Here is a 14,851-nt window from a genome sequence, read left to right as displayed (position 1 = left end):
TCCCGGGCGGCCGGCCCGAGGGGCGGGGGCGGCGGGGCCCGCTTATGGTGAGCTGGGCCGACCGGTCCGGGGGGGCGACCCGAGGAGGGCGCATGCCCCGTCCCCGTCCCCGTCCGCGTCCCCGTCCGCTTCTCCGTCCCCGTCTGCGTCCGTGCCTGCGTACGGCCACCGCAACGGCCTGCGCGGCCTCCGCGGTGGTGCTGGCCGCCTCCCTCACCGCCGCCCCGGCCGCCCCGGCCGCCCCCGCCGCCCCCGCGGTCACGCCGACGGCGACCGGTGCGCCCATACGCTGGGGGGACTGCCCCCTCGAACGCGTGCCCGCGGGGATGCGGTGCGCGGAGGTGACCGTCCCCCTCGACTACGCCGACCCGGCCAAGGGCACCACCCGGATAGCCGTGGCCCGCATCCCCGCCACCGCCCCCGGCCGGCGCCCCCTCGGCTCCCTGCTGCTGAACTACGGCGGCCCCGGCGGCCCCGGGATCGCCTCCCTCGCCGCCGACCCCAAGCCCTTCGCGAAGCTCGGCGAGCGCTACGACCTCGTCGCCTTCGACCCCCGCGGCGTCGGCCTCAGCACCCCCGTCTCCTGCGGCGGCTCCCAGGAGACCGGCGACGAGGTGCCCGGCGACGCCGCCTCCCAGCTGGCCGCCCTCCGCGCCGTCGCCGAGCGGTGCGCCCTGCACTCAGGGCCCGTGCTCCCGTACATCGGCACCGTCAACGTCTCCCGCGACATGGACCGCATCCGCGAGGCCCTCGGCGACAGGAAGCTCAACTACCTCGGCTTCTCCTACGGCACCCGGCTCGGCGCCGTCTACGCCGCCCAGTTCCCCGGGCGGACCGGCCGGATGGTCCTCGACGGGGTCGACACCCTCACCGAACCGCTCACCGAGCAGGCCCTCGTCTCCGCACGCGGCCAGCAGCGTGCCCTGGAGAACTTCCTCGGCTGGTGCGCCCACCAGTACGACTGCGTCTACGGCACCAACACCCGTACCGCCCGCGAGAAGGTGGAGGCCCTCGTCGAACGGCTCGACGAGCACCCCCTGGTCGGGGACGACGGCTCCCACTTCACCGGCCAGGACGTGGTGGGGGCCATCGGCGCCGCCCTGTACTCCAGGAGCCTGTGGCCCGACCTCGCCGAGGCCCTCGCCCGCGTGGAACGCGACCGCGACCCGGTCCCCCTGATGGAGCTCGGCGGCCCGGACGAATCACCGCCCACCGACGGCCCGACCAAGATCCCCGACGACAACGCCGCGGCTGCCCTCACCGCCGTCAACTGCGCCGACGACCCCGACCGGAGCAACGACAAGGCCAGCCCGGAGGCCATCGAGCAGGAGATCCGCGACCTGCGGGACGAGTTCCACCGGACCTCCCCCGTCTTCGGGCCGGGCCAGCTGATGACCGTGCTCTCCTGCTACGGCCGCCCCGCCGGCACCGACTTCATCCGCCGCATCGACCACCCCGGCGCGCCCCGGATGCTCCTCGTCGGCACGCGCGGCGACCCGGCGACCCCGTACGAGTGGACCGAGGAGACGGCCCGCCGGCTTGGCTCGGCGGTGGTCATCGACCACAAGGGCGACGGACACACCGGCTACGCCGCCTCCGCCTGCGTACGCGGCTACGTCGACGCGTTCCTGATCGCGGGGAAGCTGCCGGGCGGGACGCGCTCCTGCCCCGCCGGGGAGTGACCCGGCGGGGCGGGCCGGCGGGGCGGCCGGCGGGGCGAGGATCAGCAGTCGGGGCGGGTGGCGCGGCCGGCGAAGCGGTCCGCCAGCCAGTTCCCGACCGCCAGGGAGTGCGTGATGACCCCGCTGACGTGCTCACCGAGCACGATCGTGTCGAACTGGACGTCCGCGCCCCGCGCGCACCACTCCGACCGCAGCTGCCGCCCCACCGCGTACGGGATCAGCTCGTCGCCGAGCGCGTGGTACTGGAGCACGGGCGCGGCCGGGGCGGTCCGGCCCAGCCGGCTCTGGTCCAGGCGGGCCTGCCAGTCGGGCTGCGCGAGCGGGTCGCGGGTGGTCAGGTCGGAGATCCGCTTGAAGGAGCCGGCGACGGCGTCGACCGCCACGCAGTTCTCCTTCATCCCGGCCACCAGCGCCCGGCCCGCCGGGTTGAGGTACGAGTCGAGCTTCAGCTCGGGGAAGGCCGCGTCCTGGCCGGCCGCCGCCATGAAGATCAGGCCGGAGCCGTAGGAACCGTTGTTGAAGGCGGCCACCTTCATCAGGTCGGCCGGGACACCGCCGGTCGCCGTCCCCTTCACCTTCAGCTCGGGGGCGTACGAGCCCTGCAGTTCGGCGGCCCAGCTGCTGGCCTGCCCGCCCTGCGAGTAGCCCATGATGCCGACCGGGGTGTCGGCGTCCAGCCCCGTCCCGGGCAGCCGGATCGCGGCGCGCGCGGCGTCGAGCATGGCGTGGCCGGCCGAGGGGCCCACCGTGTAGGTGTGGACGCCGGGGGTGCCGAGGCCCTCGTAGTCGGTGACGACGACGGCCCAGCCGCGCTGGGTGTACTGCTGGATGAGGTTGGCCTCCATGGCGGTGCCGTTCGGGAGGTTCGCGCTCGGGGCACAGGAGTCGCCCAGCCCCACCGTCCCGACGGCGTACGTGATCAGCGGGCGCGGGCCGGTGCGGCCGTCCTGCGGGACGATGACGGTGCCCGACACCACGTTCGGGGCGCCGTCGGCGGTGGTCGAGCGGTAGTGCACCTTCCAGGCCCTGGTGCCGGTCGGCTGGCCGGGCAGCGGGTGGAAGGCGGAGGGGGCGCTGCTGACGACGTCGCCGGGGCGGCCCCCGTCGGCCGCGGCCTCCTCGGCGGTGGCGGGGGCGGGGACGGAGAACGCCAGGGCGGTCAGGGCGGCCGTGACGGCCAGGGCGGTGCTGCTGCGCAGACGCATGGGGAACTCCCGACGGGCGTGGGGGTGGGGGCAGGTGAGGCGAAGGTAGTGACCGACCGGTCGGCATGTCGCTGACCGGAAAGCTCACCTTTCCTGACCCCGCCACCCACCCCCGCCCCGCCGCGCCGTCACGCTGCCGCTCAGCCCCGAGTCCGGCCGTGGACCAGGCCCGGGCCGAAATGGCGTCCGGCGACCGCGGCGATGGCGGGGACCGGGCCCGAACCGGAGACGATCTTGTAGGTGTGGACCAGGCAGGTACGCACCGCGTGCACGCGCCCGCCAGGCGTTCCGTGGAACTCGGCTGACAGCGGCCGCTCCTGGGCGTGCGCCAGGGCGTAGCAGACCAGCGTGGTGCGGTGGTCCTCCCACCAGAACCAGTCGGCGATGCCCCGGTGGCCGAAGTCCACGCCGTCGAAGACGACGGCGATGTCCTCCACCCCGTACGGGGCTTCGCGCAGCGCCGCGAGCAGGCCGAGGATCCCGTCGCCGCGCACCAGTATCCGGGCCTCCTCGTGGGAGTCGCCCCAGGGCGGCGGATCGTCGTCGACGTCCTCCGGGAAGGGCTCTTCCGTGCGGAGCGCCGTCCCCACCCCCAGCGTCCGGTCCCATCGGGCCCTCCCGCTGACGCTGCCCCAGTTGAGCGAGGCGTTCACGCACAGCCGGCCGGCCAGCAGCACCCACGGCATCACCACAACCCGCTCGCGCCCCAGGTCGAGCAGCAGCCGCTCGAAGTCCCCGCGCGGGACGAGGAGGCCGGGCTCGGCGGGGGCGAGGAACGCATCGGTCCAGGTACCCATGGAGGCCGTTGTACCGGGCGGCGCGGCCGCGGGGCCACCGGGTATCCGTGCGGCCCGCACCCACGCGCCCCGGCGCTCCCGCACCCCCGTGCCCCCGGGCTCGCGCGCCCCGGCGCTCTCCCCTACCCGCCGGAGGCGATCCGGTACGCGCCCGGTGTCGTCCCCGTCCAGCGGCGGAACGCGCGGTGGAAGGCGGTGTCCTCCGAGAAGCCCAGCCGGGCGGCGAGTTCCGCGATCGGCTCACCGCCCTCGGCCAGGCCCGCGATCGCCGCGTCCCGCCGCACGTCGTCCTTGAGCTGCTGGAAGGAGGTCCCCTCCTGCCGCAGCCGGCGCCGCAGCGTCGCCGGGGACACCGCCAGCCGCGCCGCCACCTCGCCCAGCTCGGGCAGCCGCGGCGAGCCGCGCAGCCGCCGCGTCAGGGTCCGGCGGACCTGCTCGGCGACCGTCGTCCCGTACTCGGGGCGCGACAGCAGGTCGAAGGGGGCCCGGCGCAGCATCGCGTCGAGCGCGGCCTCGTCCCGCAGCAGCGGCGCGGTCAGCCAGCCCGCGTCGAACACGGCCTCCGTCCGCCCGGCCCCGAAGCGCACCGGACAGTCGAAGAGGGCGTCGTACTCGTCCCGGTGCGGCGGCGGGGGATAGGCGAAGGCGGCGTGGACCAGGGGGATCCGGCGCCCGACGAGCCAGCTGCACAGCCGGTGCCAGATCGCGAGGACGCACTCCGTCAGGAACCGCTCCTCGTCCCCGTCGAAGTCGTTGCGCACGGTGAACCGGGCCTGCCCGCCCCCGGTTTCCAGGGCCAGCTCCGGCCCGCCCGGGAACAGCCCGTAGAACGCCGCCGCCCGCTCCACGGCCGCGCCCAGGTCCCGGCAGCCCAGACAGGCGTGGCACATCATCGCGAAGGTCCCCGGCCGGCTCGGCACGGCCGACAGCCCGAGGAACTCGTCCTGGGTGGTCCGGTACAGGGCCCGGAAGAGCCGCGCGAACTGCGCGGGCGTGACCCGCGCCCGGTCGTCGCCGAGCAGCAGCGGCGGGATCTGCGCCTCCTGGAGCAGCGGCACCAGGTCCAGGCCGGCGCGCCGCGCCCCCGCGAGCACGGCCCGCACGTGGTGCACGGTGACCGTCCGCCTCCCCATGGCTTCGAAGGTAGCCCCAATGAGCGCTGCGGTCAGCGGGGGTGACGCTTCCGGTCATGCCGGACCGGGTCCCGGCGTGCCCACCATCGGGGGTCACCTATCCCGGGAGGGCAAGCGATGGACGGTCGTCCGAGCACGCTGGCGGTGTTCACACAGTGGACCGAGGAGCGGTACGGGGACGCCACGGCGCTCCGCTTCCGCACGCCGGGCCGCGACGGCTGGGAGACCCGTACGTACGCCGAACTCGGCGCCTCCGTCCGCGAGGCCGGGCGCACCCTGCTCGGGCTGGGCGTCGGGGCCGGGGAGCGGGTGGCGGTGCTCGCGGAGACCCGGCCCGAGTGGACGTACACCCACTTCGGGATCCTGGCGGCGGGCGCGGTCCTGGTGCCCGCGTACCCGACGGCGGGGGAGGAGGAGCTGGCCTGGGTGCTGTCCGACTCCGAGGCGGTGGTGGCCGTCTGCGAGGACGCCGCCCAGGCCGCCCGGGTGGAGGCGCTGCGGCCCAAGCTGCCGGCGCTGCGGGCGGTCGTGCGCATGGACCGGCCCGGAGTCCCGTCGGACGCCACGGGCGGCACGGGCGGCACGGATGCCACGGACGCCCGGCTGGCCGCGCGGGCCGCCGCCGTGACCCCCGGGGCGGACGCCGCGATCGTCTACACCTCCGGCACCACGGGCCTGCCCAAGGGCTGCCGGCTCACCCACGGCAACCTCGGGGCCGTCCAGGACGCCACCCTCCCGCTCGTCCAGGGCGGGCCCGGAGACTCGACGTACCTGTACCTGCCGCTGGCGCACCTGCTGGCGCAGCTGATCCAGTTCACCACCCTGCTGGAGGGCGGGGAGCTGTGCTACTTCGGGGGCCGGATCGAGGACGTGGTGGCCGAACTCGCCGAGGCCCGGCCGACCCACCTGCCCTCGGTGCCCCGGCTGTTCGAGAAGGTCCACGCGGTGGTGCTGGGGCTGGCGGAGGGCCGGGACGGCGGCCGGGAACGCTTCGAGGAGGCCGTCCGCCTCGGTGTGCTCGCCGCCGACGGGGCCCTCCCGGCGGAGCTGCGCCCGGCGTGGGAGGCGGCCGAGGACTCCCTCTACGCCCTGGTCCGGGCCGCCTTCGGGGGCCGGCTCCGGTGGGCCCTGACCGGCGGCGCCCCGATCGCCCCCGCCACCCTCGACTTCCTCCGCGCCTGCGGGATCCGGGTCTTCGAGGGCTACGGGATGACCGAGTCGGCCGGGGTGATCAGCCTCAACCACCCGGGCGCCGTCCGGTACGGCACGGTGGGCCGGCCGGTGGCGGGCTGCGAGGTGCGGATCGCCCCGGAGGGCGAGGTGCTCGCCCGGGGCCCGATGGTCTTCCCGGGCTACCACGCGAACCCGGACGCGACGGCCGACACCTTGGACCCGGAGGGCTGGCTGCGCACCGGGGACCTGGGCGAACTGGACGCCGACGGCTTCCTGTCCCTCACCGGCCGCAAGAAGGAGCTGATCATCACCTCGGCCGGCAAGAACATCACCCCGACCGAGGTGGAGTTCGCCGTGCAGGCCGCCTCCCGGCTCGTCTCGCGCGCGGTCCTGATAGGCGACCGCCGGCCCCACCCGGTGGCCCTGGTCACCCTGGACGCCGAGGAGGTCGCCGCCTGGGCCGCCCGCGAGTCCCTCGACCTCGGCCCGGCGCCGGCCGCGCACCCGGCGGTGCGGGAGCTGGTGGCGGAGGCCGTCGCCGCCGCCAACGCCACCGTCTCCCGCCCGGCCCGCATCCGCGCCTTCCGCGTCCTGGACGAGGAGCTGTCGGTCGGCGCCGGCACCCTCACACCGACGCTGAAGCTGCGCCGCGCGGAGGTCGCCCGCCGCTACGCGGCCGAGATCGAGGAGCTGTACGCCCCGTCACGCTAGGCCAGGGCGAGCCGCAGCCGGTCCAGGCCCTCGGTGATCTCCTGCGGGGTGTGCGTGGTGAAGGACAGCCGCAGCGTGCGCGGATCCGGGGTGCCCGTGAAGAACGGCGCCCCGGGCACGTACGCCACGTCGTGCGCGACGGCGGACTTCAGCAGGGCCCCCGCGTCGCGGCCCTCGGGGAGGCGGGCCCAGATGAACATGCCGCCCTCGGGGCGGTTCCACTCCGAGCCCGCCGGGAGCGCCGCCCCGAGTCCCGCGAGGAGGGCGTCGCGGCGGGCCCGGTAGGCGTCCCGGACCCGCGCGACGTGGGCGTCGAGGTCCCGGGCGCCGAGGTAGTGGGCGGCGGCCAGCTGGTCCACCGTCGAGGTGTGCAGGTCCGCCGCCTGCTTGGCGACGACCGCCGCGCGGAGCAGGGCGGCGGGGGCGCGCAGCCAGCCCAGGCGCAGCCCCGGGGCCATCACCTTCGAGAAGCTGCCGAGCAGGGCGGTGCGGTCCTCGGCGCCCGGGTGGGCGGCGATCCAGGGCTCGTGGGCGCCCTCGTAGCGGAGGTCGCCGTACGGGTCGTCCTCCACCAGCCACAGCCCGAGCCGCGCGGCGGTCCGGGCCACCTCGGCCCGGCGGTCCCCGGGCAGGGTGCGGCCGGTCGGGTTCTGGAAGGTGGGGATCGTGTAGAGCAGCTTCGGCCGTTCCCGGGCGGTGATCTCGGCGAGGGCGTCGGGCAGCAGGCCCTGCCCGTCGCAGGGCACGGGTATGACGCGGGCCCCGGCCAGGGCGAAGCACTGGAGGGCCGCCAGGTAGGTGGGGTTCTCGACGAGCACCGTGTCGCCCGGTTCCAGGAGGGTGGCGGCGAGGAGGGTGAGCCCCTGCTGCGAGCCGGTGGTGACCAGGACGTCGCCCGCCGAGGTGGCCAGGCCCCGCGCGGCGGCCCGGGCGGCGACGGCCGAGCGCAGTTCGGGGGCGCCCTCGGTGGTGGAGTACTGGAGGGCCCGCGCGGCGCCGGCGCCGGTCAGGACGGTGTCGTACGCCGTGCGCAGGCCCTCGGTGTCGAAGAGCTCGGGCGCGGGCAGGCCGCCGGCGAAGGAGATCACCCCGGGGCGTTCGGTGAGCGCGAGGATCTCCCGGACGGGTGAGCCGCCCACGGCGCGCGCCCGCGCGGCGAAGGAGGGCGGGGCGGAGGCGGCCGCGGCGGCGGGGCTGGAGGCGGTGCTCGGGGGCATGGGCGGCTCCTTCGGTGGCGGGTGGCCGCAGCCTAACGGGGAAAGCTGTAGAGGGCACCTACCTTTCCGCGGACTGAACACCGCACGCCCCCTCCACAACTGACGGGACATCAGATACACCGGGGCCATGACGAGAGACGAGCGGGAACGAGAAGACACCCGGGCCGGCGACTACGCGGAGCTCGCGGCCGTCGGCCCGTACGGGGTCCGCCCCGGCCACGCCCTGATCACCATGGTGGAGCCGCACCCGGGCCACGAGTACGCGTACAACCGCTGGTACGAGGACGACCACTACTACGCCGGGGCCATGGCCATGCCCTGGATGTACGCCGGCCGGCGCTGGGTGGCCACCCGCGAGCTCCAGGAGCTGCGCTACCCCGAGAAGTCGGCGGTCGCCCAGCCCGTCACGGCGGGCTGCTACATCTCGACGTACTGGGTCACCGAGGGCCGCTACGACGAGCACATGAAGTGGACCGTCGGCATCAACAAGCGCCTCAACCGCGACGGCCGGGTCTACCAGGACCGCACGCACGTCTTCACGGCCTTCCAGGACCACGAGGCCACGGTCTACCGCGACGGGGCCGCCGGCCCCCGGGACCACCACGCCCTCGACCACCCCTACGCCGGGCTGGTCCTCCAGGTCGTCGACACCGACGGGCCCGGGCGGCGGGCGGAGCTGCTGGAGTGGCTGCGCTCCAGGGCGCTGCCGCGCCGGCTGCACGGCTCGCCGGCGGCGATGGTCACCGTCTTCCGGCCGACCCCGCTGCCCGGCGACCGGATGACCTACGTCAAGCAGGTCGAGGGGGTCGACACCCGGCTCACGCTGCTGTGGTTCCTGGAGGCCGACCCGCGCACCTGCTGGGACCGCTTCCAGGGGCTGGACGCGGAGGTCGCGGAGTCGGGGCTGGGGAGGGTGGAGCTGGTCGCGCCGTTCGTCCCGACGGTGCCGGGCACCGACCGGTACGTGGACCAGCTGCGCTGACGGCCGGCGGTCGCGGCGGCCGGCGGGAGGCGGCAGCAGGCGTCGGCCGGCGGTCGCGGCCGGATGCGGACATGGCCGAGCCCCCTCGGCCAGGACGGCGGGCCGGTCGAGAGGGCTCCGTACGGGGTTCTGCTGTGTGGGGGGTTCGGACGGTTCAGGCGAGGTGCCCCAGTCCGCCCTCGACCACACCGGTGACGAAGGACGTCCAGGAGCCCGGCGCGAAGGTGAGGGACGGACCGTCCTGCACCTTCGAGTCACGGACGGCGATGGCCTGCGTGACGGGGGACTTGACCTCGACGCAGGCCCCGTTCCCGCCGGAGTAGGAGGACTTGGTCCAGTTTTCCGTGCCGCCCTGACGAATAGCCATGTTCTTCTCCGGTTCAGCGAGTAGTTCCGGTTGCGTGCCGGCCGGGGATATCCCCGGCCGACGTGATCGACGCTACCGGCAGCTCCCGATGGCCGAAGGGGGCATTCACTCGACCGGGTGGCATATTCCATTCAGGCCTTCTGTGGCCGGGGACCGACGGTGTACCGTGCTGGCCCCCTCGCCACCTGGCGTTCAGTCCGCCTTGCCCGCGTGCTGCTCGATGATCCCGGCGATGAACTGCCGGGTCTGGTCCACGTTGAGGGCCTGGGCGCGCAGGTGCTCGTACATCACGCTGTATTTCTGGACGTCGTTGGCCTTCTCCAGGTACAGGTCGCTCGTGACGCCCTCGATGTAGACGACCGTCGAGTCCGAGGCGTCCGGGAATTCCAGAATTGCGTACTGCCCGTTCATTCCCGGATGGGCGCCCATCGTGAAGGGCATCACCTGCACGGTGATGTACGGCTGCTGCGACTGCTCTATCAAGTACTCCAGCTGCCGGACCATCAACTGCGGGTCGCCCACGTGCCGGCGCAGCGCCGCCTCGTCGATCACCGCCCACAGGCGCAGCGGCCCGACGTCCGGGTTGTTGTTCTCCGTCTCGGACAACCGTTTCTGGCGGTGCATGCGCACCTGGACGCGCTTCTCCACATCGGCGGGCGCCGTCTCGGGCAGCGCGCCGCGGATCAGCGCCTGGGCGTACTCGGGCGTCTGGAGCAGGCCGGGCACCATCTGGGGCTCGTAGGTGCGCAGGCTGGCCGCGTCGGTCTCCAGGCCGATGTAGACGCTGTACGGGATCTCGCCGAAGGCGTGCCACCAGCCCTGCTGCCGGGAGTCCTTGGCCATCTGCATGAGGGAGTCGACGAGCCGGGGGTCCTCGACCTCGTACACCTCGCACAGGTCGCGGACGTCGCGCTGGCTGATGGACCGGCGGCCGTTCTCCAGACGGCTGATCTTGGACTGGGAGACGAGGAGGCGCTCGGCGACCTGCTCGGCCGTCATGCCCTTGTCCTCGCGGAGCTTGCGCAGCTCCATGCCCAGTCGGCGGCGTCGGACGGTGGGATTGACATTGGACGCCACGTGGACGGCACCTCCGCCTTCTTCTGTCGCTGTCTCGCTGAGTGTCTGGTGTTCAGCAGACTGCCACCGAAGGGTGCGACGGCGCTGGGGAACGCGGGAAAGCGGCACGCGGGGTGGCGAAGCCGTCTCGTCGGCCTCGCCACCCCGCGCGCGGGCGGCTCCGGGGCCGGGTCTTGGGGGACCTCCGGCCGCGGTGTCGATGGATCTGTGGATCTGTGGATCGGTGGTTCCGTGGATCGTGCCCCGCCGGTGGGTCAAGGGGTGTGGCGGGCCGTGCGGGTGCCAGGTGCTGCGTGCTGCTCAGTGCGCGGCCGCGCGGGCCATCGCACCCGTCCGGCGCGGCTGCAGCGGAACACCGCCGGTCGCCGTGGCCCGGACGGCCGGCTGGGGCTGCTGCTGTGCGGCGCGGTCACGGCGCGGCTGTGCGGCCACGCCGTTCTGGACGTCCATCACGGCGTGCGCGACGAGACCGCCCATCGGGTCGTGCCGGATCAGGTCCCGCAGCCGGGACCTGGACGACCGCCCCTCGTTGCCGGGGTACAGGTGCTTGCCGAGACCGACCGCGTGGGCCAGCGCGGCGAGCGCCGCGGTCCGCGGGTCCGGCGGTACGCCGGTGCGGATCGCATTGTCGAGCCGGGCACGGATCTCCCGGCTGATCGCCGTGTCGGTCGCCTGGTAGCGAGTCGTCGGCAGCACCCCGCACATCTGTCCCGCGACGGCATGCACCATGCCGCAGCGCTCCAGGTGCGCGAGGTAAATCTGGCGGAGCCCCAGCCGGGGTCCGCCGATCCAGTGGACGGCCCGTACCGGGCTGCCGCGCCTGCGCAGCAGTTCCAGTGCGGAGTCCAGAGTCGGATCTCCTGTCGGCCGTGGCATCACCACGGCGATACGATCCCCGTCAGGGGCTATCCGTCCTGCCAGAGCCAGCTCCACTAGCTGTGCCCCGGCCAGGCCGAGGTCGAGCGACTGCGGCTGCGCCGTGGTACCCGTGGCCGGGTCCAAAGCGAGCAGCAGAAGCTCCTCCGGAATTGTTCTGCGGCTCCTGCCCATCCATGCCTCCCCGCGTGGATGAGTGACAGGGTGACGCCTCTCACATTCATCTGTCGAGAGTGCCTGTTCGCTTTGTGCGGGAACCAGTAGCTATGTCGTTCTCGTCTAGCGGTTGGGCGATGCCCCCTAGACGGGACACTGTTAGACGGTTCGGACAGTGACCGGACAGCGATCGAGGAGGAACGGTGGCGGGCGAGTCCCCCGACAAGTCGGTAGATGAAGGAGCGTCCGGGGAGCAGGACCCGAGGCTGTCGGTCTTCCAGCCGCGAGACCCGCTGAAGGAGGCCGTGGCGGCGTGGGTCGCGGCGGAGGAGCCGGGTGAGCGGGCGGAGGACGCGGACGCGGAGTCCGGGTCCGCCCCGTCACGCCCGTCCCCCGGTCGGGTGGACCCGAAGACCCCGGTGGCGGGCGTGGTCCGCCAGTCCGCTCCGCGGGACGGCGAGAAGCCGGGTTCCGCTTCGGCGGAGCCGGATGAGAAGCCGGGTTCTGCTTCGGCGGACGCCGAGAAGCCGGCTGCGAAGCCGTCCGGGGACGTGCGCACCACCGCGTTCGGTGTCGTGAAGCCGGGTTCTGCTTCGGCTGACGCGGACGAGCCTTCGGCGGAGCCGGACGTGAAGCCGGGTTCCGCTTCGGCGGACGCTGAGAAGCCGGCTGCGAAGCCGTCCGGGGACGTGCGTACCACCGCGTTCGGTGTGGTGAAGCCGGGCTCTGCTTCGGCTGACGCGGACGAGCCTTCGGCGGAGCCGGACGAGAAGCCGGGTTCCGCTTCGGCGGACTCCGAGAAGCCCGCCGCGAAGCCGTCCGCCGACGTGCGCACCACCGCGTTCGGTGTCGTGAAGACCGGCCCCGCCCCGGAGGCGGAGAAGCCGGGTTCCGCTTCGGCGGGGTCCGATGGGGATGCGGAGAAGCCTGCCGCGAAGCCGTCCGGGGACGTGCGTACGACCGCGTTCGGCGTCGTGAAGACCGACCAGAAGCCGGGTTCCGCTTCGGCGAAGTCCGGCGGGGATGCGGAGAAGCCCGCCGCGAAGCCGTCCGCCGACGTGCGCACCACCGCGTTTGGTGCCGTGAAGGCCGACCCCGCTCCGGAGGGGGAGAAGCCCGCCCGGGATCCGCGTACGGCTGCCGCCGACAGCGAGCGCACCGCCGTCTTCCGTACCGTGAAGCCGGGTTCCGCTTCCGCGGACGCCAAGAAGCCGGACGCGGAGAGCGATGAGAAGCCGTCCGGTGACGTGCGCAAGACCGCCTTCGGGGTAGTGAAGACCGACCCGGCTCCGGAAGCGGACAAGCCCGCGCGGGACCCGCGTACGGCTGAGGCCGACAGCGAGCGCACGGCCGTCTTCCGTGCGGTGAAGCCGGGTTCCGGTTCTGCGCCGGAGAAGCCGTCGGCGGACGCCGCGAAGCCCGCCGCCGACAGCGAGCGCACCGCCGTCTTCCGCACCGTCAAGCCCGGTGCCGGTTCGGCGGACGCCAAGAAGCCGACCACGCCCCCGGAGGACTCCGACAGCGAGCGCACGGCCGTCTTCCGCGCCGTGAAGCCGGGTTCCGCTTCTCCCGGCGCGGAGAAGAAGGAGAAGCCGGCCGGCAAGCCCGCCGCCGACGTCCGGACCACCGCGTTCGGAGTGGTGAAGCAGGACGCGGAGAAGCCCGGGAAGCCCTCCCAGGACCCCCGTGCCCCGAAGCCCGGCTCCGCCGAGTCCGGCGCAGCCAAGGCCGACGCCCCGAAGCCCGGCACGGCCCGCCCCGGCGACGCCAAGCCCGGCACCACGAAGCCCGGCGCCGCAGGCACCGGCACGGCCCGCCCCGGCGACGCCAAGCCCGGCACCACCAAGCCCGGCACGGACCGGCCCGGCGCCGCGGGCACCGGCGCGCCCGGGAAGCCCTCCCCCGCCCCCCGCGCCGCAGGCAGTGGCGAGAGCGACCGCCGCGTCAGCACCTTCGTACCGCTGCGCGGCGAGGGCGAGCCCGCCGCCAAGCCCCCGGTCAAGCCGGCCCCGCCGGCCCCGGCCCCGGCCCGGCCGAGCCTGGACCCCAGCGAGCGGACCACCCAGCAGCCGCTGCCGCCCCGGCCGCCGCTCGACATGCTGGCGGACCTCACCAACAACCCGCCCCCGCCGCCCACCCCGATGCGGAACGCGGTCCGGCGGGTCAAGATCTACGCGCCGCTCGTGCTGCTCCTGGTCATCGTGCTCGGCGTCGTGCAGCTGGTGCGCCCGCTGCCCGCACCGAAGCTCAAGCTGACCGCGAAGGCCACGTACACCTTCCCCGGCGGGGCGCCGAACCTGCCCTGGCCGACCGAGGGCCAGGCCTCCATGGCCGCCGCCGGCCTCGGCACCATCGGCAGCTCCGGCGAGCAGAAGCCGGTGCCGATCGCGAGCGTCACGAAGTCGATGACGGCGTACATCATCATGCGCGACCACCCCTTCAAGAAGGGTGAGAAGGGCGCGATGATCGACGTCGACAAGACCGCCGAGACCGAGGGCCAGAAGGACAAGTCGGACAACGAGTCCACCCTCAACACGGTCAAGGAGGGCGAGAAGATCTCCGAGTACGACGCGATCGCCGCCCTGATGATCCCGTCGGCCAACAACATCGCCCGGCTCCTCGCGCGCTGGGACTCCGGTTCCCAGGAGGCGTTCGTCAAGAAGATGAACGACACCGCCAAGGAACTCGGCATGACCAACACCACCTACACCGACCCCTCGGGCCTGGACGCCACCACGGTCTCCACCGCCGAGGACCAGGTGAAGCTGGGCCTGAAGATCGTCGAGATCCCGGCGCTGGTGGACATCACCCGCATGCCCGCCTGGACCGACCAGACCGGCAAGGTCTGGCAGAACTGGAACCGCCTGGTCCCGTTCAACGACTCCCTCGGCATCAAGACCGGTACGACGACTAAGGCCGGCGGAAACCTCCTCTTCGCGGCGCAGAAGAAGGTCGGCGACACCAACCAGCTGCTCGTCGGCGCGGTCCTCGGCCAGCACAAGCCGCCGATCATCGACACCGTCATCGCGCAGAGCCGCTCCCTGCTGATCGCCACGCAGAAGGAGGTCCAGGGCGCGCCCGTCGTGAAGAAGGGCCAGGTCGTGGGCTACGTGGACGACGGGCTCGGCGGGCACACGCCGGTCGTCGCCACCGCCGACGTCCAGGCCGTCGGCTGGTCCTCGCTGACCGTGGACATCAAGCTCGGCGACGGCGGCACCGCGATCCCCGAGTCGGCGAAGGCCGGCACCCAGGTCGGCGTGCTGACCGTCGGCGACGGCGCCAGCCAGGTCAAGGTGCCGGTGGCGCTCCAGAGCGCGCTGGAGGCCCCGGGCTTCGGCAGCAAGCTGACCCGGATCGGCTGACGGCCGACCGGCCGGCCGGCGGGGGGGGGGGGGGGGGGGGGGGGGGGGGGGGGGGGGGGGGGGGGGGGGGGGGGGGGGGGGGGGGGGGGGGGGGGGGGGGGGGGGGGGGGGGG

At 74.1% G+C, this 14,851-nt stretch carries 11 protein-coding genes; 4 read left to right on the top strand and 7 right to left on the bottom strand.

Annotation, left to right across the window (positions count from 1 at the left end; all coding sequences use genetic code 11):
• Positions 1-92: 92 nt before the first annotated feature.
• Entirely contained in the window at positions 93-1,682 is a 1,590-nt protein-coding gene (locus tag AC07A6_RS30345) for an alpha/beta hydrolase (protein WP_478779271.1), read from the top strand.
• A gap of 41 nt (positions 1,683-1,723) precedes the next feature.
• Here AC07A6_RS30345 and AC07A6_RS30340 read toward each other — a convergent pair whose 3' ends face one another.
• The 3 genes from AC07A6_RS30340 to AC07A6_RS30330 form a co-directional block, all read right to left on the bottom strand.
• Positions 1,724-2,887, bottom strand: a complete 1,164-nt coding sequence (locus AC07A6_RS30340; RefSeq protein WP_478779270.1) for a lipase family protein — start codon at positions 2,885-2,887, stop codon at positions 1,724-1,726.
• Positions 2,888-3,027: 140 nt separating this feature from the next.
• On the bottom strand, positions 3,028-3,684 hold the full coding sequence (locus tag AC07A6_RS30335; RefSeq protein WP_478779269.1) for a hypothetical protein: 657 nt from the start codon (positions 3,682-3,684) through the stop codon (positions 3,028-3,030).
• 122 nt (positions 3,685-3,806) lie between these two features.
• Entirely contained in the window at positions 3,807-4,817 is a 1,011-nt protein-coding gene (locus AC07A6_RS30330; RefSeq protein WP_478779268.1) for an AraC family transcriptional regulator, read from the bottom strand.
• Positions 4,818-4,934: 117 nt separating this feature from the next.
• Here AC07A6_RS30330 and AC07A6_RS30325 point away from each other — a divergent pair, with 117 nt between their 5' ends.
• Positions 4,935-6,701, top strand: a complete 1,767-nt coding sequence (locus AC07A6_RS30325) for an AMP-dependent synthetase/ligase (protein ID WP_478779267.1) — start codon at positions 4,935-4,937, stop codon at positions 6,699-6,701.
• Here AC07A6_RS30325 and AC07A6_RS30320 read toward each other — a convergent pair.
• Entirely contained in the window at positions 6,698-7,918 is a 1,221-nt protein-coding gene (locus AC07A6_RS30320; RefSeq protein WP_478779266.1) for an aminotransferase-like domain-containing protein, read from the bottom strand. The two genes, AC07A6_RS30325 and AC07A6_RS30320, sit on opposite strands and share 4 nt — an antisense overlap.
• 127 nt (positions 7,919-8,045) lie before the next feature.
• Between AC07A6_RS30320 and AC07A6_RS30315 the strand changes: the two genes are divergently transcribed.
• Positions 8,046-8,900 (top strand): hypothetical protein, encoded by an 855-nt coding sequence (locus AC07A6_RS30315; protein ID WP_362466165.1) that lies wholly within the window; start codon positions 8,046-8,048, stop codon positions 8,898-8,900.
• Between the two features lie 154 nt (positions 8,901-9,054).
• Here the strand turns inward: AC07A6_RS30315 and AC07A6_RS30310 are convergent, their stop codons facing one another.
• The 3 genes from AC07A6_RS30310 to AC07A6_RS30300 all read right to left on the bottom strand — a co-directional run bounded on the left by AC07A6_RS30310 (position 9,055) and on the right by AC07A6_RS30300 (position 11,394).
• Complete coding sequence (locus AC07A6_RS30310; protein ID WP_125817612.1) at positions 9,055-9,267, bottom strand: DUF397 domain-containing protein; 213 nt, start codon at positions 9,265-9,267, stop codon at positions 9,055-9,057.
• A gap of 192 nt (positions 9,268-9,459) precedes the next feature.
• Positions 9,460-10,344: a helix-turn-helix domain-containing protein gene (locus AC07A6_RS30305; RefSeq protein ID WP_362466162.1), complete on the bottom strand. Its 885-nt coding sequence runs from the start codon at positions 10,342-10,344 to the stop codon at positions 9,460-9,462.
• 300 nt (positions 10,345-10,644) lie between these two features.
• Entirely contained in the window at positions 10,645-11,394 is a 750-nt protein-coding gene (locus tag AC07A6_RS30300) for a GOLPH3/VPS74 family protein (RefSeq protein WP_362466159.1), read from the bottom strand.
• Between the two features lie 185 nt (positions 11,395-11,579).
• On the opposite strand from AC07A6_RS30300, the gene AC07A6_RS30295 reads away from it, so the two are divergent.
• Positions 11,580-14,738, top strand: coding sequence for a D-alanyl-D-alanine carboxypeptidase family protein (locus tag AC07A6_RS30295; protein ID WP_478779265.1), 3,159 nt, complete (start codon positions 11,580-11,582; stop codon positions 14,736-14,738).
• The last annotated feature ends 113 nt before the right edge of the window (positions 14,739-14,851 follow it).

It is taken from the genome of Streptomyces sp. NPDC044002, from assembly GCF_056434525.1.
This window is presented reverse-complemented; position numbering and strand designations above follow the sequence as displayed.

What these genes read in the sequence shown, in the direction of transcription:
- AC07A6_RS30325 (WP_478779267.1), top strand. Translation starts at nt 4,935, where the DNA reads ATGGACGGTCGTCCGAGCACGCTGGCGGTGTTCACACAGTGGACCGAG.
- AC07A6_RS30345 (WP_478779271.1), top strand. Translation starts at nt 93, where the DNA reads ATGCCCCGTCCCCGTCCCCGTCCGCGTCCCCGTCCGCTTCTCCGTCCC.
- AC07A6_RS30340 (WP_478779270.1), bottom strand. Translation starts at nt 2,887, where the DNA reads ATGCGTCTGCGCAGCAGCACCGCCCTGGCCGTCACGGCCGCCCTGACC.
- AC07A6_RS30330 (WP_478779268.1), bottom strand. Translation starts at nt 4,817, where the DNA reads ATGGGGAGGCGGACGGTCACCGTGCACCACGTGCGGGCCGTGCTCGCG.
- AC07A6_RS30315 (WP_362466165.1), top strand. Translation starts at nt 8,046, where the DNA reads ATGACGAGAGACGAGCGGGAACGAGAAGACACCCGGGCCGGCGACTAC.
- AC07A6_RS30300 (WP_362466159.1), bottom strand. Translation starts at nt 11,394, where the DNA reads ATGGGCAGGAGCCGCAGAACAATTCCGGAGGAGCTTCTGCTGCTCGCT.
- AC07A6_RS30310 (WP_125817612.1), bottom strand. Translation starts at nt 9,267, where the DNA reads ATGGCTATTCGTCAGGGCGGCACGGAAAACTGGACCAAGTCCTCCTAC.
- AC07A6_RS30335 (WP_478779269.1), bottom strand. Translation starts at nt 3,684, where the DNA reads ATGGGTACCTGGACCGATGCGTTCCTCGCCCCCGCCGAGCCCGGCCTC.
- AC07A6_RS30320 (WP_478779266.1), bottom strand. Translation starts at nt 7,918, where the DNA reads ATGCCCCCGAGCACCGCCTCCAGCCCCGCCGCCGCGGCCGCCTCCGCC.